The 24,821-nt window shown below is 37.0% G+C and carries 23 protein-coding genes; 14 read left to right on the top strand and 9 right to left on the bottom strand.

Features of this window, described 5'->3' with window-relative positions:
- Position 1: 1 nt before the first annotated feature.
- Together AC27VX_RS12120 and AC27VX_RS12115 are read left to right on the top strand one after the other, a co-directional pair.
- A complete protein-coding gene (locus AC27VX_RS12120) occupies positions 2-655 on the top strand; it encodes an NAD(P)-dependent oxidoreductase (protein WP_300685733.1) in 654 nt (217 codons plus the stop codon).
- A gap of 15 nt (positions 656-670) precedes the next feature.
- Positions 671-1,846, top strand: coding sequence for a MoaF-related domain-containing protein (locus AC27VX_RS12115; RefSeq protein WP_488695767.1), 1,176 nt, complete (start codon positions 671-673; stop codon positions 1,844-1,846).
- Between the two features lie 94 nt (positions 1,847-1,940).
- Here AC27VX_RS12115 and AC27VX_RS12110 read toward each other — a convergent pair whose 3' ends face one another.
- Entirely contained in the window at positions 1,941-2,975 is a 1,035-nt protein-coding gene (locus AC27VX_RS12110) for a M23 family metallopeptidase (protein ID WP_488695765.1), read from the bottom strand.
- A 225-nt stretch (positions 2,976-3,200) separates the two neighbouring features.
- On the opposite strand from AC27VX_RS12110, the gene AC27VX_RS12105 reads away from it, so the two are divergent.
- On the top strand, positions 3,201-4,241 hold the full coding sequence (locus tag AC27VX_RS12105) for an NAD(P)H-dependent glycerol-3-phosphate dehydrogenase (protein ID WP_236857496.1): 1,041 nt from the start codon (positions 3,201-3,203) through the stop codon (positions 4,239-4,241).
- Positions 4,242-4,349: 108 nt separating this feature from the next.
- Here AC27VX_RS12105 and AC27VX_RS12100 read toward each other — a convergent pair whose 3' ends face one another.
- The 3 genes from AC27VX_RS12100 to AC27VX_RS12090 are packed head-to-tail and all read right to left on the bottom strand — an operon-like array spanning position 4,350 to position 7,079.
- Positions 4,350-5,126, bottom strand: coding sequence for a hypothetical protein (locus AC27VX_RS12100; RefSeq protein ID WP_236857497.1), 777 nt, complete (start codon positions 5,124-5,126; stop codon positions 4,350-4,352).
- Positions 5,127-5,137: 11 nt separating this feature from the next.
- Entirely contained in the window at positions 5,138-5,959 is an 822-nt protein-coding gene (locus AC27VX_RS12095; RefSeq protein ID WP_488695763.1) for a hypothetical protein, read from the bottom strand.
- Positions 5,960-5,972: 13 nt separating this feature from the next.
- Positions 5,973-7,079 carry a hypothetical protein gene (locus AC27VX_RS12090; RefSeq protein ID WP_300685745.1) on the bottom strand — a complete coding sequence of 369 codons (1,107 nt, stop codon included), beginning with the start codon at positions 7,077-7,079 and terminating at the stop codon, positions 5,973-5,975.
- Positions 7,080-7,601: 522 nt separating this feature from the next.
- On the opposite strand from AC27VX_RS12090, the gene mqo reads away from it, so the two are divergent.
- The 3 genes from mqo to AC27VX_RS12075 all read left to right on the top strand — a co-directional run bounded on the left by mqo (position 7,602) and on the right by AC27VX_RS12075 (position 10,443).
- The gene (gene mqo / locus AC27VX_RS12085) at positions 7,602-9,107 is read left to right on the top strand and encodes a malate dehydrogenase (quinone) (RefSeq protein ID WP_300685746.1); all 1,506 of its coding nucleotides are present in this window, start codon (positions 7,602-7,604) and stop codon (positions 9,105-9,107) included.
- Between the two features lie 66 nt (positions 9,108-9,173).
- On the top strand, positions 9,174-9,575 hold the full coding sequence (locus tag AC27VX_RS12080; protein WP_236857501.1) for a hypothetical protein: 402 nt from the start codon (positions 9,174-9,176) through the stop codon (positions 9,573-9,575).
- A 1-nt stretch (position 9,576) separates the two neighbouring features.
- Positions 9,577-10,443 carry an AadS family aminoglycoside 6-adenylyltransferase gene (locus tag AC27VX_RS12075; RefSeq protein WP_488695760.1) on the top strand — a complete coding sequence of 289 codons (867 nt, stop codon included), beginning with the start codon at positions 9,577-9,579 and terminating at the stop codon, positions 10,441-10,443.
- A gap of 2 nt (positions 10,444-10,445) precedes the next feature.
- Here AC27VX_RS12075 and AC27VX_RS12070 read toward each other — a convergent pair whose 3' ends face one another.
- Positions 10,446-12,026 (bottom strand): GMC family oxidoreductase N-terminal domain-containing protein, encoded by a 1,581-nt coding sequence (locus AC27VX_RS12070; protein WP_488695757.1) that lies wholly within the window; start codon positions 12,024-12,026, stop codon positions 10,446-10,448.
- A gap of 131 nt (positions 12,027-12,157) precedes the next feature.
- Between AC27VX_RS12070 and AC27VX_RS12065 the strand changes: the two genes are divergently transcribed.
- The 4 genes from AC27VX_RS12065 to AC27VX_RS12050 all read left to right on the top strand — a co-directional run bounded on the left by AC27VX_RS12065 (position 12,158) and on the right by AC27VX_RS12050 (position 16,945).
- Positions 12,158-12,775 (top strand): DUF1684 domain-containing protein, encoded by a 618-nt coding sequence (locus AC27VX_RS12065; protein ID WP_236857504.1) that lies wholly within the window; start codon positions 12,158-12,160, stop codon positions 12,773-12,775.
- 2 nt (positions 12,776-12,777) lie between these two features.
- Positions 12,778-13,251: a GNAT family N-acetyltransferase gene (locus AC27VX_RS12060; RefSeq protein WP_236857505.1), complete on the top strand. Its 474-nt coding sequence runs from the start codon at positions 12,778-12,780 to the stop codon at positions 13,249-13,251.
- 72 nt (positions 13,252-13,323) lie between these two features.
- Positions 13,324-14,133 (top strand): glucose 1-dehydrogenase, encoded by an 810-nt coding sequence (locus tag AC27VX_RS12055; protein ID WP_236857506.1) that lies wholly within the window; start codon positions 13,324-13,326, stop codon positions 14,131-14,133.
- A gap of 145 nt (positions 14,134-14,278) precedes the next feature.
- Positions 14,279-16,945 carry an MGH1-like glycoside hydrolase domain-containing protein gene (locus AC27VX_RS12050; RefSeq protein ID WP_488695754.1) on the top strand — a complete coding sequence of 889 codons (2,667 nt, stop codon included), beginning with the start codon at positions 14,279-14,281 and terminating at the stop codon, positions 16,943-16,945.
- Between the two features lie 16 nt (positions 16,946-16,961).
- Here the strand turns inward: AC27VX_RS12050 and recO are convergent, their stop codons facing one another.
- From recO to AC27VX_RS12030, 4 genes are read right to left on the bottom strand one after another with little or no spacing between them, the layout of a single operon-like run.
- A complete protein-coding gene (gene recO, locus AC27VX_RS12045; protein ID WP_236857508.1) occupies positions 16,962-17,648 on the bottom strand; it encodes a DNA repair protein RecO in 687 nt (228 codons plus the stop codon).
- Complete coding sequence (gene porZ, locus AC27VX_RS12040) at positions 17,648-19,897, bottom strand: type IX secretion system anionic LPS delivery protein PorZ (protein WP_488695752.1); 2,250 nt, start codon at positions 19,895-19,897, stop codon at positions 17,648-17,650. The genes recO and porZ overlap by 1 nt, the downstream gene beginning before the upstream one ends.
- 1 nt (position 19,898) lies before the next feature.
- Complete coding sequence (locus AC27VX_RS12035) at positions 19,899-20,849, bottom strand: bifunctional metallophosphatase/5'-nucleotidase (protein WP_236857510.1); 951 nt, start codon at positions 20,847-20,849, stop codon at positions 19,899-19,901.
- Positions 20,849-21,607 (bottom strand): 5'-nucleotidase C-terminal domain-containing protein, encoded by a 759-nt coding sequence (locus AC27VX_RS12030; protein ID WP_488695750.1) that lies wholly within the window; start codon positions 21,605-21,607, stop codon positions 20,849-20,851. Before AC27VX_RS12030 ends, AC27VX_RS12035 begins: the two co-directional genes overlap by 1 nt.
- A gap of 107 nt (positions 21,608-21,714) precedes the next feature.
- Between AC27VX_RS12030 and dapA the strand changes: the two genes are divergently transcribed.
- The 4 genes from dapA to AC27VX_RS12010 all read left to right on the top strand — a co-directional run bounded on the left by dapA (position 21,715) and on the right by AC27VX_RS12010 (position 24,506).
- The gene (gene dapA, locus AC27VX_RS12025; protein WP_236857512.1) at positions 21,715-22,587 is read left to right on the top strand and encodes a 4-hydroxy-tetrahydrodipicolinate synthase; all 873 of its coding nucleotides are present in this window, start codon (positions 21,715-21,717) and stop codon (positions 22,585-22,587) included.
- A 103-nt stretch (positions 22,588-22,690) separates the two neighbouring features.
- Complete coding sequence (locus tag AC27VX_RS12020; RefSeq protein ID WP_488695748.1) at positions 22,691-23,194, top strand: GNAT family N-acetyltransferase; 504 nt, start codon at positions 22,691-22,693, stop codon at positions 23,192-23,194.
- 291 nt (positions 23,195-23,485) lie between these two features.
- The gene (locus AC27VX_RS12015; RefSeq protein WP_488695746.1) at positions 23,486-24,067 is read left to right on the top strand and encodes a helix-turn-helix domain-containing protein; all 582 of its coding nucleotides are present in this window, start codon (positions 23,486-23,488) and stop codon (positions 24,065-24,067) included.
- A complete protein-coding gene (locus AC27VX_RS12010) occupies positions 24,060-24,506 on the top strand; it encodes a response regulator (RefSeq protein WP_488695744.1) in 447 nt (148 codons plus the stop codon). Before AC27VX_RS12015 ends, AC27VX_RS12010 begins: the two co-directional genes overlap by 8 nt.
- Positions 24,507-24,821: the final 315 nt, after the last annotated feature.

Raw genomic sequence — 24,821 nt, 5'->3', positions numbered from 1 at the left:
TATGAAAAAAGTAGCAGTAATCGGTGCAACCGGATTTGTAGGATCACAGATCGTCAATGAATTAGCAAACAGAGGATACGCTGTAGAAGCTTTGGTAAGAGATGCGTCTAAAGTAAAAACACAGGACAATGTAACAGCAAAAAGTGTTGATGTAAACAATGTAAGCGAACTGGCTGAAGCATTAAAAGGAACTGATGCAGTAATCAGTGCGTTTAACGCAGGTTGGACGAATCCTAATCTTTACAACGACTTTTTAAACGGTTCTGAGAATATTCAAAAAGCAGTAGAAGGGGCGGGTGTAAAAAGACTTATCGTAGTAGGAGGGGCAGGAAGCCTTTACACACCGGATAACGTACAGATTGTAGATACGCCGGATTTCCCGGATGCTTACAAACCAGGGGCAACAGCAGCAAGAGATTATTTGAACAAGATTAAAGAAAATAAAACGCTTGACTGGACTTTCTTCAGCCCTGCAGTAGAAATGAACCAGGCGAATGTAGGAGAAAGAACAGGAAAATACAGAACTTCATTAGAAACTCCTGTATTTGATGAAAATGGAAGAAGCCGTCTTTCTGTAGAAGATGTAGCAGTAGTTCTGGTTGATGAATTAGAGCAGAACAACCACATCCGTGAACGTTTTACTGCTGCTTACTAATCTAAAAGAACAAGAATGTTAAAAAAGAAATTATTATCATTGACTTCCTTATTAGGCTTTATGAGTCTCTTATTGGCAGGAAACTTAAAAGTAAAAGTCTATAATCCGGGGGCAAAGGCTATTTTCGCCGTGACTTCAACCATCATTTACGGAGAGAAAGATGCTGTACTTATTGATGCCCAGTTCCAGAAACAGTATGCAGAACAGCTGGTTAAAGAAATAAAAGCTACAGGTAAAAATCTTAAGACTGTTTTTATTTCTCACAGCGATCCGGATTTCTATTTTGGGCTGGATGTGATCAGGAAAGCTTTTCCCGGTGCAAAGATTATTTCTACAGCACAGACCGCTTATCTGATATCCGCTTCAAAGGATGATAAAATGGCTGTATGGAAACCGCAGTTAAAAGCGGATGCTCCTTCGGAAATAATTGTTCCTGAAGCTGTCTCAGCCATTCCCGATCTTGAAGGAAATAAAATTGAGATTATCCGGAACGCTGAAGATCCTGCACACAGTTTTCTTTGGATACCATCCATTAAAACCATAGCAGGCGGAATTTCAGTATCTACAGATTCTCATCTTTGGATGGCAGATACGCAGAACATAAAAGCCATTGACCAATGGATCGGACAGATAGACGCAATGAAGTCCCTGAGCCCTCAGCAGGTGGTTCCTTCTCATTTTACAAAACAGTCTCTGTCTCCTCAATCTCTTGATTTTGTTAAAAGCTATCTTGAAAACTATAAAAAAGCGGTAACTGACAATAAAACAACGTCTTCTATTGTTGATTTTATGGTTAAAAAATATCCTGACCTTCCCGGAAAAGATGAGCTTGGAATGGGAGTGAAAGTATTTTTAGGAGAAATGGAATGGGATTTAAAATCACCATATCCTGCCATCGGCAAAAAGGTAGAAGCTGATTTTGGAACGGTAAAATTTCTGCTGGATTTTAAAGATAACCAAACAATGACCTTTACGGGAATAGCAGGAAGTTCAAAAAATAACACAGATACTGTAAAATATACTGCAGTAGAAGTAGCAAAGAATGTTTTTATGGTGTACTGGCATGAACCTAAACTGAATTCCAATATTACTGAAATTCAGGATTACAACAAAAATATAGTGTATTCTAATATTGCTCAGCCTGACGGATCATTGATGCATCTGAAAGGAACATTAAGCATTCAGAAATAAATATATGATTGTTTAAAAATAAAAGACTACCGCTTAAAACGGTAGTCTTTTATTTTTAAACAGTTGTCTAGTCCTGAAGATAAGTTTAAAGTGATTATAGATTCATAAACAATCTCGGATTGACCGGAGTATTGTTCTTGTGTACTTCATAATGAAGATGAGGTCCCGTAGAACGTCCGGAATTTCCTGATTTGGCAATTACCTGACCTACTTTTACTTTATCATTTACTTTAGAAACAAGTTGAGACAGATGCCCATAAAGGGTAGCCAGTCCGTTTCCGTGAGAGACAATTACACAATTTCCATAACCGCCTTTCTGCCCGGAGAAAATAATTGTTCCCGCAGCAGCAGCTTTTACATCAGAGCCGAAAGGAACGGCAATGTCCAGCCCTTTATGAAACTGCATCTGGTCTGCTTCAGCAGGTGGATTATTCTTCTCAGCAGCGGCTGTTTTATTTGTGCCGTTTACAGCGACAGTTTTAGAAGCAGGAGTTGTAGTGGCAGGTGCTGTGGCAACCGGTGCTGCTTTTGGTGTAACCATTACTTTTACCTCCCTTTTGTTGCCATAGCTGTCAGTAAGTTCTATGATTTTTTCCACAGGTTCAGCTTTCACTTCAGGTTTTGGAGCAGCAGCAGCGATTGGTTTAGATTCTGTTGCTATACCAGTTTTTACCGATGCATAAACAGTTTTGAACGGGATAGGATTTTTTCTTACTCCGAAATTAGATGAAATATATCCATCAGTAGGCATTCCCAATGGAACCTGCATCAGTCTTTGCTGAAGGTCCATCAGATATTGGCTGTACCGGTTGGCTTGTTTGGAAAGATAAATAGAATTTGAAATACTGTCCTGATTGAGCATCATCAGTTTTTCATTGGTAATATCCTTAGATTTAAGGAAAGAATTCAGCTGGCCTACGGTTTGATCCACCAAGGTGAGATCGGTTTTCATTTTTAAATAATCTACACTGTCTTTTTCAGTGTTTATTTTTACAAGATTCACCTCGTAGGTTTTGTCATCTCTTTCAGAAAAGAGCTTTGCAATAAATACACTTTGTGCAAAAACTACCAGCAAAAGTCCTCCCAGTAGAATATTTACGTTCTTCTTGCTGTTTAGAAATTTTTTCATATTTCTTCTCTTAGTAAATTTTAAAACGGTTTTAGCACTGCAAATTTAATTAAAAATAAGTATTGTGAGTTATTCTTAACAAAAGTTTAGTTTTTTCTGTATCTAACGTGAAATTAAGTCTTTAATTGTGCGGAAGCGTTAATTTTTTCAGAATATGGATTTTATCATGCTTTCAGTTCTCCAGTTAAATCTTTGTTTAATATCTTTGCAGTTCACATTCCAATTATGGCTAAAAAGAAAACAATTTCAGAATCTTCCAATCCGAAAAAGACTAAAAAGGATGTTTCTGTAGGAGTAGTAGGAAGCGGAAGTTTTGCAACCGCTATCGTAAAAATGTTGGTTGAAAACTGTAAAGTAGTACACTGGTGTGTAAGAAGTGAGTTTGTAAAAGGAGCGATTGAGCTTCGCGGACATAACCCTACTTATCTTACTGCTGCTCATTTTAACCTTAAAAGTTTAAAGCTGACAACAGATATCAATGAACTGGTGTCTGCCTGTGATGTAATTGTTTTAGCAACGCCATCCATTTACCTTTCCGATACACTGGATAAGATGAGCTGTGATTACTCAGATAAAATCTTTGTTTCAGCAATTAAAGGGATTATTCCTAAAGTAAATGATGTGGTAGCCCATTACCTACGTGATGAATTTAAAATCGGCTTCAGAAATCAGGCTGTAATTGCCGGACCGTGTCATGCAGAAGAAGTAGCGATGGAAAGACTTTCTTATCTTACAATAGCAGCTGCGGAAGAAGAGACGGCAGAAAAGCTGGAAGGAATTTTCAGTTCAGACTTTATTAAAGTTCATACAAGTAAAGATGTCCTGGGGAATGAGTACAGTGCAATTCTTAAAAATATCTTTGCAATTGGAGCTGGGATAGCAAGTGGGCTGGGGTATGGAGATAACTTTACTGCAGTTTTTGTTTCCAATGCGATCCGTGAAATGGAAATATTCCTGGAAGCTATTTATGAAGCCCCTAGGGATGTGAATGAAAGTGCTTATTTAGGTGACCTTCTGGTAACCGCTTATTCCCTTTTCTCAAGAAACAGAAACCTGGGGAACCTTATTGGAAAAGGATATACCGTAAAATCTGCGATCCAGTCTATGAATATGGTAGCAGAGGGATATTACGCTGCCAACTCAATTTATCAGACTGCAAAACAGAAGAATCTTAAATTACCGATTGTTGATACCGTATATGCGATTCTTTATGAAGGAAAAAGTGCTGAGAAGCAGTTTAAAAAGTTAACTGCAAAATTGAACTAAAAAGATAGGAGCTTTAATCTCTTAGTCTTCTTATAATAATGATAAAAGGCTGTCTCACATTGAGATAGCCTTTTATCATTAAACACAAGTTGAGTGCTTTGATTATTTTTATTGACTCATTTTGGTGATGACCAGAGCCAGTGAAGATCTTACATTCAGATTACTTGCTGTAAAACCATTTCCTGTATCAAATTCAAACTTCTGGCGGATATTGGTAGGAGCAGTCAATGTAAGAAAATAACTTCCCTGAAAAAAAGTAAAAGAACTTGAAAGCTGACACATTCTGTTCGTTTCTGTGATCGTTGAGCCTGTTGCAGAATTAACAAGGTAAGACCTTGTACAGGTGAAATTTTGAGAAAGGTATTGTGTATTAGCCGTTCCGTTATTGTTATTTCCATTACTGGAATCTACAGAATATCGTACAATGTAGGTTCCTGCCGGTAAGGTAATAGTAGAAGTATCTGTACCCAGGGATGCTCCTGTAATCTTATTGGAAGTTACAGTGAAGCTTGTCAAAGTATTATTAGTACTCCCGGTAGGAATCAAAATCCCCGAATTAATGATCAGGGACATTATTTGTGGCTCAGAACCTGAAAGAATAGTACGCTGCCACTGATTACGGATCCATACATAATACCCTTTAGTATAGGTAGATGCCCCACCTTTGTTATAGATAATTAATCCATCTGCAGGATTCGCAACAGGTGTAGATGTACTGTTGAGTACAACGAGGTCAAACTGAGGAAAAAGCACTCCTCTGTTAGAAGAGTTAATATCCAGAACACTGCTGGGGTTTGGTGTGCTTGTATTAATACCAACCTGTGCTTTTATGGATGCACCAAACAGAATAGCAGTTATACAAACAATATACATATATGTTTTCATTGTAAAATGGATTATTGGTTAAGAGCTGATCTTTGAATGTCGACTTTGGTGTTGGTTACAATGATTTCCCCATTGTTGGGAGAAATGCCCCCCGCACCTGATTGATAGGTTCCTCCTGCATCATGAGCAATGGAAGGAACCAAAGAAATAGGAGTTGTAGAAGTCACTACAAAAGAAAAGCTCAGATTAAGCGTATGAGTCTTGTTAGTGGCTATAGACTGTGCGTTGATGCTGATGGTCTTACCATACTGTGTTCCACTTACAGGATCTACAAGCCTTACCAGATACTGATGAAGGTGAACGGGAGTACCTCCAATTCCTGCAGTTGTACTTTCAAGCGCTGTTTTTATATTCAGGCATACATTCACCAGATAGCCGCTGTCTCCCGGAAGTGTAATAGCTCCCGTCGCATTATTATAAGAGGCTCCAATATCATTAGAGACCACTGTGAAAGCAGCATCCGTAAAGTTTTTATAAGTTCCGTTTGCTAAATTACCTAATATTGAATAATCTGCTGTTCGTTGAAGGATCATATAACTCGCCAGATTGTAAGTATCTGCCAGCTGAGTCCACTTATTGTTTTTCCAGAGATAAAGTCCGGGACTTATTGAATTTCCCTTATTATATACTACAAGCCCTTCTGCAGGATTGTTTACAGGTGAGGTATTACTTAATATATCCACAATGTCTACTCTTGGAAGAAGAACTCCTTTGTTGCTGTTTTGGGATACATCCAGCACAGCAGAGGGAATAATAGATGTTTTCCCTATAGCTACTTGTGCATATATGATCTGAGCTATCATTAATAATAGCAGGATATAACTTTTTTTCATGTGTGATTGTTTTTTAAAGTTGGGATATTTTTATATAAGATCCGGTAGGAATTACATTCACAAGATCATAGAATGTACTGTTTTGCATCCTGCCTAAGCGTAATCTCAGTCCACCTATAATATTGGCACTGGTATTAGAAGGGACACTGTAATAGTAAGACCAGGTGGCCAGATGATTGGTATTGACCTTAGATACAATAGGAACTTCTTTTCTTGTGTTAGCTCCTGCTGTAAATGTATTTGTAGAGTTGTTATAAGTGTCGTTGGTAAAATCTATAAAATAGCCCATGAGGTAATAGCTGCTTCCTGTCAGAGGTGCTGTTCCTCCCTGCCCGGGTGGACTTTCCTGAGGGGAGTTTAAATTAAGATTTACCTCTACCAGATAATTTCCCTGCGGAAGGACGAGAGAATAACCGCCTAAAGAAGTATTCTGAACGACCTTAAAACCATTAATGTTTGATACCCCTGAAATTGCCGGACGGTTTACCAGTAATAAAGTATTGGCTCCTGCCACTGCATTATCAAGAGCAGATAAAGATCCTGTAAAGTCCAGATATGCTACCTTAGGGGTATTTTCAGCATCAATTGTACTTTGCCACTGATTCGTTGTGCCATTGAAGAAGTGGAGCGCTTTGTTATTACTGTTAGCCCCTCCATTATAACCGATGAGCCCATTGGCTGGGGATGACACCGGTGTAGTGGTACTGTTCAGATTGGCAATGTTCAGATTAGGAAACAGAAGACCTTTATTCCCTCCGGATATAATTACCGTGGGAGTTGTGGTATAGCCGCTTCCTCCATTGTTGAGGGTAATTCCGGTTACTGCTCCATTGGTGATCACGGCAGTTGCCCGCGCTTTAAAACCACCGTTGACAATAGATTCTCCGTCATAGAAATTGACTGTTGGCGGAGTAGTGTAGCCGCTTCCTCCATTAGTGATGGTAATTCCCGTAACTGCCCCTCCTGATATGGTGGCGGTAGCTGCAGCTGAAACTCCATTAAAATTTTCGATGTGCAGAATAGCACTCTGGTCCGGATTGGACGTGTTGATTCCTACACTTCCGCTTTGGGCTAACGCCACTGTCGCGAAAAATGTACTAACAAAGTTAATAATTTTCATCTTTAATATGTTTACGAAATAATTTTAATCAAATACCTGCTTTAATATGTATTAATTTAATTGAAAGGTACGTAAAGAAAATTTGTTTTTTATGTTTTGTTTGTAGAATTATATCTATAAAATTACGTATTTATCAATTAAAAGTGAAATTGAGTAGTTATTATGTAATACTTTTTCACTTTATGTTGATAAAATATATTGGTGTAAATAGTTATGGTTAAAGTGTTTTAAGTTGTGAACTTAAATTAACTTAAAAAACTATAAAATATAAAGACTGAGACGGATTTTAATTAGTTACCAGATAGTGAATTAAAATTTAAGTTAATTTTAATATTTTGATGAAAATTTTTTGTAATAATAGGGTATTATCAATCATTTCAATGAAACTTAATTGATAATTTCCATGATTTTTTGTTGCCTGCTAAAGAAGTGTTTTTTCATCGAAAATTAACGTGTTAAAATCGTTAAACGCGTTCTTCTTTTTAAAACTTTTCCCGAAATTTGAAGTAAAATTTTAAAATTATGTCACAATCGCTTACAAGCAGAACACCGAAACCTAAATACGACGTTGTACTGATAGGAGGCGGAATCATGAGCGCCACTTTAGCAACGCTGCTTCATGAATTTGATCCTAATCTAGAAATCGCAATCTTCGAAAGACTTGGAAGATTTGCCAAAGAAAGTACAGCAGCATGGAACAACGCCGGAACAGGCCACTCCGCTTTTTGTGAGCTAAACTATACTCCTGAAAAACCAGACGGAACAATTGATATCAAAAAAGCAGAAAGCATTGCTGAGCAGTTTGAAATTTCAAAACAATTCTGGTCTTATCTGATATCTAAAGGATATATTCAGGAGCCTAAAGATTTTATCAACTCATGCCCTCATATGAGTCTTGTATTTGGTGAAAAAGACGCCGAATACCTTAGAAAGCGTCATGATAAAATGTCAGAGTCCGTTCTTTTCTCAGGGATGGAATTTTCTACAGATCATGAAAAACTGAGAGAATGGATTCCGCTGGTAATGAGCAAACGAAATGCTTCTGAAGTAATGGCCGCAACGAAGATGGATATGGGAACAGATGTGAACTTCGGAACGTTAACCAGAAAGATGGGAAGACACCTGCTTGAAGATTCTAATGTAGAAGTCTTTCTATATCACGAAGTAAAAGACATCAGCCCAAGAGAAAACGGAAAGTGGGAAATGAAGGTTAAAGACAGAATTCACAGCCACAAACAGGAAGTGGTTGCAGATTTTGTATTTATTGGGGCAGGAGGATATGCACTTCCGCTGCTGGACAGCTCTGATATCAAAGAAAGTGAAGGATATGGAGGATTCCCCGTTTCCGGGCAGTGGCTGGTAACTCATAATCAGGAATTGGTACAAAAACATCAGGCTAAAGTATATACGCAGGCAACAGTAGATGCACCGCCAATGTCTGTTCCTCACCTTGACCTTAGAGTTATTGATGGTGAGAAAGCTCTCCTTTTCGGACCTTTTGCAGGATTCTCTACGAAATTTCTGAAAGAAGGAAGCTATCTGGACCTTCCGGATAGTGTAAATACTAAAAATTTAAAATCACTCTTTGGAGCCTGGTGGCATAACCTTCCTCTGACTAAGTATCTTATCCAGCAGGTAGCAATGACCAAGTCTCAGAGAATGCAGCATTTAAGGGAATTTATCAAAGATGCCAAAGAAGAAGATTGGGAATTGAAGGTAGCCGGACAGAGAGTTCAGATCATTAAAAAAGATGATAAAGAAGGCGGTAAACTGGAATTCGGAACCGAGGTTGTTGTGAACAAGTCGGGGACAATTGCTTCATTGCTGGGAGCTTCACCAGGAGCATCTACAGCAGTATATGCGATGTTGAATGTTCTTGAAAAATGTTTCCCTGAGAAACTTGAAGGAGAATGGAAAGAAAAATTACTTCAAATGGTACCATCTTACGGAAAGAAATTGGCAGAACATCCTGAGCTTACTGAAGAAGTAAGGAAGTATACAAAAGAAAAATTAGAATTAGAATATTAACATCTGTGATGGGCAGCAGGTAATCATTACGTTACCCGCTGCCCATTATTTATTACTTATGAAACCGTGGAAGAAGTAGTTGTAAAGCCAGTCATTGCAAAAGAACTCCTGGAGTCTCTTAAAACCAAAGCAGGAGAAGAGAAGCAGGTAATTGTACACTGCTGCTTTCCCGCATCCCCATTTTTGGGAAATCTCATCAGAATCTGGCATTCAACCTATCTGTTTGATAATCAGTCTGAACATAGGAGTAAACTGATTCATGCTGAGAATATTTCAATTTCTCCTTACTGGACGGCTGTTCCTTTTATGAAGGATTTTTGGTTTACCCTGATATTCTCCGGACTTCCTAAAGACTGTAAAAGCTTTGATCTCAAAGAAGTTATCCCGGAAGAAGGCGGTTTCTTTGTAGAATCTATTAAACGGAATTCCTCCGATGTTTATCGGGTGAAAATATCAGAATCCTATTAGTATGAAGCTAAGAGAGGACAAATTAGCGAGCATTATTCACTGGGCAGAAAATAACCCGGATATCCGTGCTGTGCTTTTAACCAGTTCATTGGTTAATCCTTATGCTCCTGTTGATGATCTTAGCGATCTTGATATAGAACTGGTCTTTATAGACAGAAAAAAATATGAACTCAATAATGAATGGATTCACCTTTTTGGAGAACCGATTTCTATGATTGAGGAAGAAGATCATGTTTTTGATGGAAAACACGCCATGAAGATGGTCCTTTACACAGATCATGTAAAAGTTGATTTTAAACTTTATCAGATCTCAGAATTTATTGAGGAAGTAAAAGCTGATCAGCTTCCTGAAGACTGGGACCTTGGTTATAAAGTTTTGATAGATAAAGATGGTCTTGCAAAAGAACTGAAATCTCCAACTTATCAGCATATCATGATTCAGAAACCAACTGAGGAGAAGTTCCGGCAGCTCATCAATGATTTTTGGTGGGATACAACATATGTGGCAAAATGCCTGAAACGCGGAGATATTTTTTATGCCAAATTTATGTCTGAAGATATCCTGAGGACAGATTATCTTGTCCCCTTAATTGAATGGTATATTGCGGCTGCCTATGACTGGAATATGATTACCACCAATAAACACGGCAGACTTTTCAAAAAATATCTGTCTGCTGATCTGTGGAATAGAGTAGAAGCTACTTTTTCAGGAAGTGATATTGAAGAAAACTGGATCGCTCTATTCGCATTTGCAGATCTTGTAAACTCCTTAGGAGCTTCTTTGGCTGATCAGCTTCATTTCTCTTATCCGCATAAAATGGAAAAAGACATACGGAACTATCTGATGGAAGTAAAGTCTATATCTTAATTTCAGGCAAACTCATCCTGCCTGATCAGATTTTCAATACAGTATTCTGCAATAGCAGTAATGGTCATGAATGGGTTAACACCAATAGTTCCGGGAATCAGAGATCCATCCAGTACATACAGGTTTTCATGATTTTTTAGCTTTCCAAATTCGTTGGTAGCTTCACCCAATACACAGCCTCCAAGTGGATGATAACAGATATCTGCTCCAAAACCGTTGTTGAACAGAAGGTGACTTCTGGTTCCGCCATTGGCTTTATTCATTTTTCGGATAAAATATTTAGCATTCTCCTTCATTGGGGCAGTATTACTCTCGTTCCAGTCCAATTTCAGCGTTTGTTTTACTTTATCATAAGTAACTTCTCCTTTTTTATCAACCCTGTTGATTAATAAATACAGAGCTGTAGCTACGTCCATTCCCATAGGCAAAGGAGCAATTTCCGTGAAGAATGGATGCTCCTTATCATCCCAGTTATCTATTCCTCCCACCGGAATAGTAGATTGTTTTGAGCCTGTACCTCCTGATAAAGGTTTCACCCAGTTTCTTCCGGTCATAAAATTTCCGTTATTGCCCCAGTTTTTTCCCACCTTATCATGAACAGGAAAGTCGTTTACCGCATTAGACTGTAAAAGAAGCTGTAAAGTTCCCATTGTTCCGGCTGCAAGAATAAGTTTTTGACAATTAAAGGTTTTATCAGCAATCACATTCCCTGAAGTATCAATCTGTTTTACGCTTAAACTATAACTGCTATCGTCATTAAGTTTAATATGATCAACACGGTGGAGATCCATGATTTCCAGATTTCCGGTTTCCAGCGCTTTTTTGAGGTAGGTTTTGTCCAGACTGTTTTTGCCATGGTTATTTCCGTAGATCACTTCTGTATTGAGGGCAGAACGGGGAACTTCATTCAGGAATTCTTTCTCCATATATTTGAAATCATAGACATTCGGAACTCTGATGGTTTTAAATCCGGCTTTATGGGCCTCTTCTTCTCCTACCCGTGTAAATTTGTAGTATGGACAATCTTTTAAAAACTGTTCATCAATGACATTTACCTTAAGTTCTTTATGTACCAAAGGAAAATAATGGCTGTAAAACTGATCAGCATCAAGATTGGGGAAAACTTCTTTGAAATAGCTCTCTTTGGGTGTTACAGCCATTCCACCATTCACCAGTGAGCCGCCACCGACTCCTCTTCCCAGCCAGATATTGATGTGATCAAAATCCAGACGGTCCAGTGCTCCGGTGAAAGGAGTCAGAGGAAAGATATTCATAAACGGAGCAATAGACTTTTTCTTCAGCCAGGCAGAACTTTTCCCGGGTTTAAGAAGGTTGGAGAACGGAATGCCTGATTTTTCCCAGTTGAGACCCATTTCAAGCATCACGACTTTTTTTCCGGCTTCACACAAACGCAATGCTGATACAGATCCTCCATATCCACTGCCAATAATAATGATAGGAGCATCTGTGATACTTTTATGTTTTCCGGCAACAGAATCTGCCGCCTGAAATAAATTAGAATGAAGAAAATAAAAACCGGATATCGCCAAAGCACTTGTCTTAATGAATTTCTTTCTGTCCATGTGCTTTAATTCTCAAAAAGTATGCTAGATAAAGAGGTGGATATTTTATTTAAAACAGATTGTGCATTTTTATTACAATTTTAACTTTTTTTGGAATGAAAATTCATAGTTTTACTTATAATTTAAAATTCATGAAAAGATATATAGTACTCTTTTTAATCCTTCCATTATGGGCTTTCTGTCAAAAAACAATATCAAACGAAGAGAAAGATATTCAGAAATTTCAGAAGGAACTTAATGCAGAATACCTTAATCCAAAAGAGACCCCATTAAGGGGTGATAACTTTAAAAATTTTAAAGAGCATCCTTTTTTTCCTATAAATATGAAATACAGAGTGACAGCAAAATTTGTAAAATCAAAGGATACAAAACCTTTTGAACTTCCTACTTCTTCAGGGAAAACAAAATCTTATCAGGAATACGGAAAAGCTACATTTACCCTGGATGGAAAGCCTTACACTGTAACTTTATATCAAAGTCTGGCTTTGATTAAACAAAAGAAATACAAAGACGATCTTTTTCTGCCTTTTCGTGATGCAACCAATGAAAAGGAAACATATGGCGGAGGAAAATATATGGATCTGAAGATTCCGAAAGGAAATACCATTGTGCTGGATTTTAACAAATCCTATCATCCCTATTGTGCTTATAATGCTTATGATTACAACTGTCCTATTGTACCGGAAGAAAATAAACTTCCTGTAGAAATCCGGGCCGGAGTAATGTATGAAGATATCTATCATCACTAGTTATGATTACGTTGGATTTTTTTAAACCGGAAGACCTTTCAGGAGTAAGCTATACTCTGGATGAGAACCAGCAGCGCTTCACAGCTACGGCTGAGCAGGCTTTACAAAATATTAAAGAAAGAACAGATTCGGATGCATTTCCAATTACTATTCTGGAAGATGGATTGCCTGTAGGTTTTTTCGTGCTTGACTTTGGAAAAGATAAATTTGAACTTACTGATAATGAAAACTCAGCTTTAATACGGTCACTATCCGTTAATCCCAAAATGCAGGGTAAAGGAATCGGAAAAAACGCCATGCTGAAGGTGGATGATTTTGTGAAGAAAAATTTCGAAAACTGTGATGAAGTCGTATTGGCGGTGAACCAGAAAAACAATTCTGCCTACCATATTTATCTTGCAGCAGGATATCTGTATGATGGGAAAACCAGAATAGGAAGAAGCGGACCTCAATATCTGATGTATAAAAAACTTTAATGAAATTTTAAAAATATAATCTTTCTTCTGCTGATTTCTTTCCATAACTTTGAGTAACATCAAATTCGAAATATGGAAATATCACTTCGTAATCAGGTAGCTATTGTTACAGGAGCATCCAGCGGGATAGGCTCCGGAATTGCAAAATCTTTAGCATCAGCAGGTGCTGTAGTTATTATAAACCATTCTTCAGAAAGATCTCTGGGAGAGGCACAGGCAGTATTAAAAGAGATTACCGATGCAGGAGGAAGCGGAATGACTTACCAGTGTGATGTTTCCAGCGAAGATGAGGTTGTTAAAATGTTCCGGGATGTAATTTCTGCATATCAGACCGTTGATATTCTGGTCAATAATGCAGGCATTCAGAAAGATGCTGAATTTACCAAAATGACACTGGATCAGTGGAATGCCGTAATCGGGGTTAATCTGACGGGGCAGTTTCTCTGTGCTAGAGAAGCGATCAAGGAGTTTCTGCGCCGGGGAATAGATCCATCACGTTCTATAGCCTGTGGAAAAATCATCCATATCAGTTCTGTACATGAGATCATTCCATGGGCAGGGCATGCGAACTATGCTTCAAGTAAAGGAGCGGTCAGAATGCTCATGCAGACTCTTGCTCAGGAGTATGGCGCCAATAAAATTCGGGTCAACTCTATTTGTCCGGGTGCTATTCAGACCCCAATTAATAAGGGGGCGTGGAGTACACCGGAAGCACTTGATTCACTTCTTAAACTTATCCCATACAACAGAATCGGACAGCCTGAGGATATTGGTAATATGGCCGCATTTCTGGCCAGTGATCTTGCAGATTATATCAGTGGGACCAGTATTTTCATTGACGGAGGAATGACTACGTTTGAAAGCTTTTCTACAGGAGGCTAGGAGAGCAGAAATTGAAAATGAAAAGGGTAAGATGAAATGGCTTAAAATTTTAGGAATTTTAGTCATTAATACCTGAATACATTTTGCAATTCTACAAATTACTACTAATCATAATTTATAATTCATAACTAATTGTTATCTGCTTATGTCAGAAAAAAATAGAATTTCAGATGTTTCATGGAAAAAATGGGGTCCCTATGTCAGCAACCGTGAATGGGGGCTTGTGCGGGAAGATTATAGTGAAAATGGAGATGCCTGGAATTACACCGGTCATGATACAGCAGAGGCCAAAACATACAGATGGGGTGAAGAAGGAATATGTGGGATTTGTGACGATCTTCAAAAACTGGTATTTTCAATAGGATTCTGGAACAAAAAAGATAAAATGATAAAGGAGCGTTTCTTTGGCCTTACCAATGGACAGGGAAACCACGGTGAAGATGTGAAGGAATATTTTTATTACCTGGATTCTACCCCTACCCATTCTTACATGAAAATGCTGTACAAATATCCCCAAAACAGCTTTCCTTACGAAGATCTCATAAAAATCAACGCAGAAAGAAGTAAAGATGAGCCTGAATATGAATTAATAGATACCGGAATTCTTGATAAGAATGAATACTTTGATATTTTTATTGAATATGCTAAAGAAGATCAGAATGATATTTTAATTAAAGTAACAATTGTTAACAAGTCAGACCATGAAACTTCTCTTATCCTATTGCCTGCAGTATGGTTCCGGAACACTTGGGACTGGGGGTATGATAACTATAAACCTAATCTGTACGGTGAGGAGGCAGATCATATTATAATAAATCATAAAGATCTTGAGATAAAAAACTTATATGCAAAACAGTCTTTAAAAGTTTTGTTTTGCGAAAATGAAACTAATAATGAGAGGCTTTATCATTCTTCCAATAAATCAGGATATTGTAAAGATGGGATTAATGATTTTGTGATAACAGGAAATTCTCAGTCTGTAAATCCCGGAAACGAAGGAACGAAAGCTTGCTTTTTTATTGATGAAGATTTTGAAGGTAAAGAATCCAAAATATTTGAATTCAGAATTTCAGATAAAGAATTAAAAGAACCTTTCGGTGATTTTGAAGCTATTTTTGAGTTGAGGCAAAAAGAAGCGGACGAGTTTTATGCTGAGGTTCAGAAAGGAATAGCATCTGAAGATGAAAAACTGATACAGAGACAGGCATTTGCCGGAATGCTTTGGAATAAAATGTTCTATCACTACAATGTTGAAAAATGGCTGAAAGGAGATCCCGCAGAGCTACGCCCTCCAAAATCGCGTAAAAGTATAAGGAACTATGACTGGAAACACCTCAATAATGAACATATTATTTCAATGCCGGACAAATGGGAATACCCATGGTATGCAACCTGGGATCTGGCATTTCATACCATAAGCTTCTCGTTGATTGATCCGGATTTTGCCAAACACCAGCTTAAGCTTTTCCTGCTTGAATGGTATATGCATCCCAATGGCCAGCTTCCTGCTTATGAATGGGATTTGAGTGATGTGAATCCACCGGTGCATGCATGGGCTGTTTTCAGAGTATTCAAAATTGATGAATATCTGAAAGATAAACCGGATCTTGAATTTCTGGAAAGTGCTTTTCAAAAGCTGCTCATGAATTTTACATGGTGGGTTAATAAAAAAGACAGCAATGGTAATAATATTTTCGAAGGAGGGTTTCTGGGGCTTGACAATATTGGCGTTTTTGACCGGAATATGACACTTCCGAATGGGGAACAGCTGGAACAGTCTGATGGTACCAGCTGGATGGCGATGTTTTCTCTGAATATGATGAGAATTGCTCTTGAACTGGCTCTGTACAATAATGTATATGAAGAAATGGCGATGAAATTTTTTGAACATTTCCTTGCTATAGCCTATTCACTGGATAATATGGGGGATGAAAATTTCAGCCTTTGGGATGAGGAAGATGAGTTCTTCTATGATGCCATTGTTTCCGGTGATTGTAGTCATATGTATTTAAGGATGAGAACTATCGTTGGATTGATACCGATGTTTGCCGTTGAGGTAATTGATGACGAAATGATCGAAAAACTGCCCAATTTTAAAAAGAGAATGAAATGGGTTCTTGACAATAGACCGGAACTTGCCTCACTTGTATCAAGATGGGAAGTGAAAGGGCAGGATTCAAAACACCTTTTATCATTATTGCGCGGACACCGTCTGAAAAGATTGTTGAAGAGGATGCTGAACCCTCAGGAGTTTTTAAGTGACTATGGAGTTCGTGCTTTATCCAAGGAATACGAGCATAATCCTTATACTTTAAATTTAAATGGTATAGATTACAGTGTGAAATATACCCCTGCGGAAAGCGATAGTGGTCTTTTTGGAGGAAACAGCAATTGGCGCGGACCTATCTGGTTTCCCATCAATTTTTTGATTATTGATAGCCTTCAGCGTTTTTTCTTCTACTATAGTCCGGATTTTTTGGTGGAATATCCTACGGGAAGTGGAAATTATTCAAATCTGGATGAGATTGCCGATTCTTTGAATAAAAGACTTGCCAGGATTTTTCTGAATGATGAAAACGGAAGAAGACCTGTAAACGGTCAATATGAAAGATTCCAAACTGATCCTGATTTTAAAGACTATATTTTATTCTATGAGTATTTCCATGGAGATAATGGACGTGGAGTAGGAGCTTCACACCAAACCGGCTGGACAGGGCTTATTGCAAAGATCCTCCAGCCAAGATTCTCTAAGAAAGAAATAGCCGAATCTGAGACCGAAATGCCGCAAGATATCGAAAAGAAAAAAGAATAGTCAAAAAAAAGTTCTTTTATTCAAATATCTGTTGGATAATTTCCAGTGAGGCAGGAGTTTTGAAGTCAGTGATGTGATAATGGTAATACACCAAAAGACTGTCAAGAAATTCCTTTCTCAAAGAGCTATGGATTTTGATGGTGTAAAAACTTTCTGCACAAAGGGCATTTTTCCATATTGTGGAAATTTCCTCATTGAAGAGCTGATGGGTTATAGTGAAAGAAAATGTGCCTGTTTCAGGATCTAAAAACGTTCCGTCTCCCAGTAGTGGAGCTACTCCCTGAATCTTTAAAATAACAAGTAAAAAAAGAAGATGGGCCTGATAATTTCTATTGATCAGTTCATCGATAAACTTATCAATACCATGATAAATTTGACTGTTTTTATTTTCGTATTTGAGGGTCTGGCTTAAAAAATCTGAAATAAAAAATATAACTGTATTGACCTTTATATCATTATAAATATCCGTGTTTTTTACCATCTCAAATTTTGAAACAGTGGGTATGCCATTACCTCTGACAGGGTTGATTGACAGATTGAGTTTATTCAGCGGTTGTAACAGGGCTTTCTTTTTATTTTTTTTGGTATAAATTCCTTTTAGAAAATAACTTTGAAAACCCTCTTCCTCCGTAAAACAATGCAGAACAGCATCGTTTTCTCCATATTTTATAAATGAAAGTAAAAATCCGTTTTGTGAATTCATTAATTGACTACTCCTATTTTGGCTGTAGCTTTATCAGAACCGTCCTCATTGGTCATTAGAACAAAATAAATTCCTGAAGCCACTCTCGTCCCTTTCTGGTTGTTAAGATCCCACTCATAATATCCTCCTCTGGCCACAGCAGAATGAACAACGTTTCCTGCAGCATCTACAATTCTTATATTGGTCTTTTCAGCCAGACCCTTGATGGTTACCTTTCCTTTGAAATTAGAATATACAACAGGGTTAGGGTAAACCAGAACATTTCCAAAATTGGAAGTAACATCTGCAACATCGCCCTGATAAGTCACAATTCCATTATAGGTTACAAAATAGACTTTACCGGTCTTTTTATCTATTTTTATGTCTGTCACACTATTGGTAGGAAGAGGGGAGTTTTCTTTTGTGAAATGCTGGATTGTTCTCTGGCCGTCAGAAGACAGATAATATACACCACCTCCATCTACAGAAACCCATTTGTGATCTCCTTCATCCACGGCAATCTGAAGAATAGCAGCGTCTCTGAAAAGTTCTTCTCCAAGACCATTTTGCTCTATAATGATAGGCTCAGGTTTAGGACTTGGGGTTTTTATTTCAGAGGCCGCATTTTGCAGTACTTTTAAGCCATTGTATGCTCCGATCCATGCGTCACCGGACTTGTCGAATGCTACAGATAATGTTCCCTCTACGAATCCATTAGCCTCTCCCATGATATAATCTGAGTCATCAGAAAGATTCGTCGGGTTTTTATAATCGTAAGTCCAGAAATTGTTGGATCTTGGAAGTGGTATCCACAACATATTTTCATGAAAAACAGGCTTCTGTGTAGATTCACTGGCAAGAACAAGTTTCTTGAGAATAAAATCATCTGCTGCCTTATCATATATTCCTATTGAAGGGTTTCCATCATCAAATCCAAAAGATACAAAAAGATTATTTTGCGGATCGGTGGCAAACCCTGCAGGACGTTTGTAAAAAGGTTTGGCTCCAAGACTGTAATATTTTACGAATTCAAAATCTTTACTGGCAGCATTATATTTCATTCTATATACTCCCTGGCCAAACATTGTATAATTGGTGTAGAATACTTCATTACTGTTAAGAGGACTTATGATAGCATCTAATATATTTACAGAAGCGGGATTATTAATGAAATAGGAAGGATAGATCCATTCTGTGCCATTAAAATAATAGAAGCCTGGTTTTTTAGCATTAACGGCAGGGCCATTAAAGTTATCTACTCTTCCTCCGCTAGATACAAGCATCTGATTATTATCAAACAGATTGAGATTATAGGCCGTATTGAAATAAGGGCCTGATGGTTTATAGGTACTATTGCTTTCGTCCTTTATCCCTGAAAATACTGTCCCACCCAAAATTTTTCCTCCGGCTGATGTTATTGCTGTATTACATTCCTCTCCAAGGCTTACCGCATTTTGAGTTACTCCATTGATGCCGTATGTATATATTCTGTTATCAGTAACTACTATGGTGCTGGGGGTAATAACAATATCGCGGATGTTTCCAAAAACAGTAGGAAGCTGCATTGGGGTTCCATTATTATAGATATAGGCTGTGGTAGCGGTTGAAAAGACCATTTCAGATTCAGAATCTATATGTTTGAATACTCCCGGAATCTCTGTAGTCCAGGTAGAATAAACAGGGAAAGTAGTATTCATCTCATGACTTTTCAAACCGTTATTAGTAACAGAAAAGACCTTATTGCCAAATATTGTAGCTTCATTACTCGCCTGATAAACACCACCGGTAATAAAGAATGAAGAATCTCCGAATTCTTTCTTTTTCATATCAAATATGGAAACACCATATCCGACAGAAATTGCAGCTTTGTCTCCGGTTATAGAAATATGATTGATTTTTTTATCTCCATTGTAGCCGGCAGCAATTGGAATATCCACAACATATTTTATGTCCTGTGGTGTTATCACATCCATAGAACCATCGCTATATCCGATAAGTCCCAGCTTGGTCTGTGGATTGTAATCAAAGGCAGTGATTCCTACATTGTGAAGCCCATTGGCTTTAGACAACTTCGTAATTTCTCCTGTTGATATTGTATAATAGAATATTCCGTTTTCTGTGGCAGCAATTATTTTTCCATTGTCTTCTTTCATAGCGATGACGCCATTGTAGGAAAAAAGATCCGCCCATTTTTTTGATGAAATGACCTGAGCTTTAGTAAGCTGCAGAGAGGCTAAAATACCAAGAGAAATTAAAGAGAGTTTTTTCATATTATGCTATTATGCTGCTGTCTATTACCTGATTGTTCCAGGAGATATGCTGTACGTTTTTGTTTGTATCAAAATAAAAATCTATTCTTCCCAAAAGAAGACCTGCCCATCCCACCTGATTGACAAAGACATTTTTACCCTGTCTGTTGGTGAAAGATTGAGGTTCTGGTAAGAATGTATGCGTATGGCCGCCTAAGATAATATCAATATTTTCTGTATTGGCCGCTAAAATTTTATCACTTATTTTGGTAGGTTCATCTTTATAATCGTAACCTATATGTGAAAGACAAATCACGAGATCACATTTCTGATCTTTTTTAAGAAAATTTGAATAATGCTGGGCTACATCAATCGGATTGGAATAAACCGTTTCCGCATATTGTTTTTTACCTACAAGACCCTCCAGCTGAATACCGACTCCGAAAATTCCTACTTTTACCCCATTCTTATTAAAGATTTTATAAGGGGAAGTATGACCGTCAAGAATGGTATTTTTAAAATCATAATTGGAACAGATGAAAGGGAATTTTGCATTAGGAAGTACCTTTAGAAAACCCTCCAGGCCATTGTCAAAATCATGATTTCCCATGGTAGAAGCATCATACTTCATCATAGACATTAACTTAAACTCCAGTTCACCTCCGAAGAAATTAAAATAGGGAGTCCCCTGGAAAATATCTCCTGAATCAAGAAGCAGTACATTGCTTTCCTGATTTCTGATCTGCTGAATTAAGCTCGCTCTTCTTGCAAAACCTCCCTGATTAGGATTTTTGGTATAGCTGGCGTCAAAAGGTTCTATTCTGCTGTGCTGGTCATTAGTATGAAGAATAGTCAGTTTGTTTGCGGATTTTAAATCAAGAATTCTCAATTCCTCCGCCATCATCATATTGGGAGCCAAAGCCATTGCTAAAGATCCACCACCTATTGCTTTTAAAAAACTTTTTCTATCCATTACTTTTTACCGATAAAATTTAAACGAACGTCTGTAGCAGGAACTATTTCGGGATTTCTCTTGAAATAATCAATATATAAATCCCTAAGTTTAACTCCCGTTGGGATCGACTCTCCTTTTGCAAAAAATTTCATGTTGTCACCTCCCAGAGCAAGATAGTCTGAAGTGGCAATATAGTAATCTTTGTTTGGCTCTACTGCTTTTCCGTTAATTAAAGATTTCGTTAACTGTCCGTTTTTTGTTTCAATATACAAATGAGATACTGGATTGTTCACCTGATGTTCTGCATAATATTCAAAAAGCCCGGGTAAATCTGCTCCTTTCATTTTTACAATGATCAGCTCATTTTCAAAAGGCATCACTTCAAAAACATTTTTCAGCATAATATCCCCTTTACCAATGGTAGTGCGGATTCCTCCGATATTAATCAATGCTGCATCTACATTCTGTTTAAGATGAACCCTGGTCCACTCATCTCCTCCTTCAAGTGTATAATCTGCTAAAAGATTGCCCAGGTTGCTGTTGTCTCCCTGCTTCGTAAGATCCACATTCGTGTGGGAGATTTTCTGATTCATCTCCTGATCTAGTTTCTGCTTATACGGTGCAATGAATTTTACAAACTCCTCATCATTCTTTAGCTCATTATTAATAGAAATGTTGCGCTGAGTCTTCACTTTCACAGACTGCGGCACAGAAGCCGTCTTGCATGCTGTAAGTGATGCCATAGCAATTCCTAGTAACAAGAATTTATTTTTCATAATATCTTTTAGTATATGCAAATATAACTATATGTACAATAAAACATTATTATTTATTAGAAATTCTTATGGTAAATGATTAAATTTGACAAAAATAATTCGAACAGATGAGCATTTTAAAAGGAGTAGGTGTTGCATTGGTAACGCCCTTTAATGAAGATTTATCCGTTGACTTCGACAGTTTGACAAAACTTGTGGAGTATAATATTGACAACGGAACCAATTATTTGGTGGTATTGGGAACTACGGCAGAAGCCGCAACGCTGTCAGCTGAGGAGAAGAAACAGGTAATTGAGCATATCATTAAGGTGAATAATAAACGTCTTCCTTTAGTATTAGGAATTGGCGGCAACAATACTCTTGAAGTCAAGAAACAGATAGAAGAAGCAGATCTTTCTGCATTTGAAGCAGTACTTTCTGTATCTCCATATTATAACAAGCCAAATCAGGAAGGGCTTTATCAGCATTATAAAGCACTGGCTTCCACAGGTAAGAATATTATCATATATAATGTGCCTTCAAGAACAGGGCAAAATATTGATGCCGATACTACTATCCGTATTGCAAGAGAATTTCCTAATTTATTGATGATCAAGGAAGCAGCACCCAATATTTTACAATATTTTGATATTCTGAGAAAGAAGCCCGAAGGGTTTTCTTTGGTTTCAGGAGATGATGAATATACACTTCCTGTTACTTTAGCAGGTGGAAACGGAGTGATTTCTGTAATAGCACAGGGTTACCCAAAAGAGTTTTCCACGATGGTACAGCTGGCTTTCGAAGGCAAAGTGAAAGAAGCATATGAAATTCACAATAAGCTGGTTGAAATCACCCGTTTGATTTTTGCAGAAGGAAACCCTTGTGGTATCAAAGTAATTCTGGCTGAAAAAGGAATCATTAAAAATTATTTAAGACTTCCTCTAGTAACAGCATCAGAAGGACTTCATGCAAAAATTAAAGCTGAAATGTCAAACATTTAATTATGAGCCGTCAGGTAAAATTGACAAATCATTATTGACACAACATAGAGTGAAAAGTTTAGGCTTTTCACTTTTTTTAATCATAATCACATCACATAACATCATGAAATTTATAAAAGCGACAAAAAAGGATATTCCTTTGATTCAGAATCTGGCACGAAGATCTTGGGAAAATGCTTATGCCGAAATACTTTCCGGAGAGCAGATGGAGTATATGCTTTCTGAAATGTATTCTGAAACTGAAATTAACAGCCATCTCCAGAATCCGGATTATCAGTATTATCTGATTCAGGATGAAAATAATAATTCTTATGAGGGTTTTATTGGCTATGAGCTCAATTATGAAGAAAATACAACCAAGCTGCATCGCATTTATCTCATACCTGAAAGCAAAGGAAAAGGATTTGGAAAAGGAGCTTTACAGTTTTTGAATGAAAAAGCTTCCGAAAACGGAAACAGCAGGATTATTTTAAATGTCAATAAATATAATGCAGCCAGAAACTTCTACGAATCGCAGGGGTACAGCGTATATGATGAAGGTGTTTTTGATATTGGAGGCGGATTTGTGATGGATGATTACCTTATGGAATTTCTAATTCACATGTAATTGACTTATAATCTTGTAACTTTATCCTGTAATTCTATAACAAGTGATTTCTTTTTTTGATTCATCTTTGCTTCAGAACCAAATCACTTACAATAATACATTCATATGCTTGGTTTTTAGCTTAATCGGCTTTTTATCAGTATATTTTTTTCATCCTTAGTGTTTAAATTCCTGTATTCTCAAATACAGGAATTTTTTTGTGTTCATATTATGTTAAAAAAAAAGTTCTATTTCACTTTTAATTGAAATAAATCATTATATTTACTAAAAATTTGGCTTATTTATACTAGGATGAAAATGTACGTTAAATTTGATTTCAATGCCCTTTGCAAAAAGGTATTGGACGAGAAACTCAAGGAGCACGGGTTGAAATACCGGTTGCTGAATTTCGGTGAAGTGGAATTCTATGAACCTTTTACAAAGGAACAGCATAATCTTTTTAAGAAGAATCTTGGAGATTATGGGATAGAAATCATAGAAAGCCAAAAAACCGCTTTGGTTCAGAAAATAAAAGATGCCATTGTAGAACTTGTCTTTTCTGATGAGATCATTCCCGTGAAAGCTTCTATTTATATTTCTGAGAAACTGAATCACAGCTATGGATACCTTTCTAATCTGTTTTCAGAAGTTGCTTATACCTCTATAGAGAATTTTGTTATTCTTCAAAAAATAGAGCATGCGAAAGCATTGATTATAAGGAACAAGCAGAGCCTTACAGAGATCGCTCATAAACTGAATTATTCAAGTGTGGCACATTTAAGCACTCAATTTAAAAATACAACAGGAATCACTCCATCCCAGTTTCAAAAAATAATAGGAAGAAGAAGAAAAGCACAAAGCACAGCTATTAACCCTAAAATGCAGTATGAATAAAGAATTTCTGAACGTAATAGTAGCAGATAACGATGAAAACACTTTAATTTTTTTTAAAAATATATTAAAAGAGCTAAAAGTCTCTATAAAAGTTCAGTGCTTCAGCAACGGAAACAGTTTGATGGAATATTTGAATAATGATGATGCTGTAGTTCCGGAGATCGTTTTTATGAGATACACACTTCCCGGAAAAGATAGTATGGAATGCCTGGATGAAATGGGCTTGAATTTAAAGTTTTGCAACATGGTAAAAGCGGTATTTTCTGACCCGATCCCGGAAATAGAAATTGAAGATATCTTTGTGAAAGGAGCTAATATTTATATGAGAAAACCGGAGTCTTTTGAGACATTTAAGAAGGTGCTTACTGACATTATTACGATTAATTGGCAGTATTATACCTCAGGACTTAATAAAGAAAACTTCATCCTAAAAGTGTGATTATTAGAGACTTTTTTTATTTTTTTTAAATAAAAATAAGGTTGTATTTGTTACATACTATTCACAGATAGGTGATAATTTTATAACTAATAGTTAAAATAATATAAAATAGAATTCAATTAATAGTGTGACATTTGTAAAAGTAAACTCAGCGACACAAATTTAACTATATAGAAAGAAGATACAGGTGAATGAGAAGTAATTGTTTCTAAAAAAATAAGATTATATAAATCACGATGTTAGTTAACAAAATGAATTATGTTAATTTCCAATTTTAAAGCATAGAAGATCTTTAAACAAAACGGTACAATCATG

The sequence above is a fragment of the Chryseobacterium sp. 14P4.3.2 genome (genome assembly GCF_057799275.1).
Note: the sequence above shows the minus strand (reverse complement) of the source record. Positions and strands in the feature narration are given on the sequence as shown.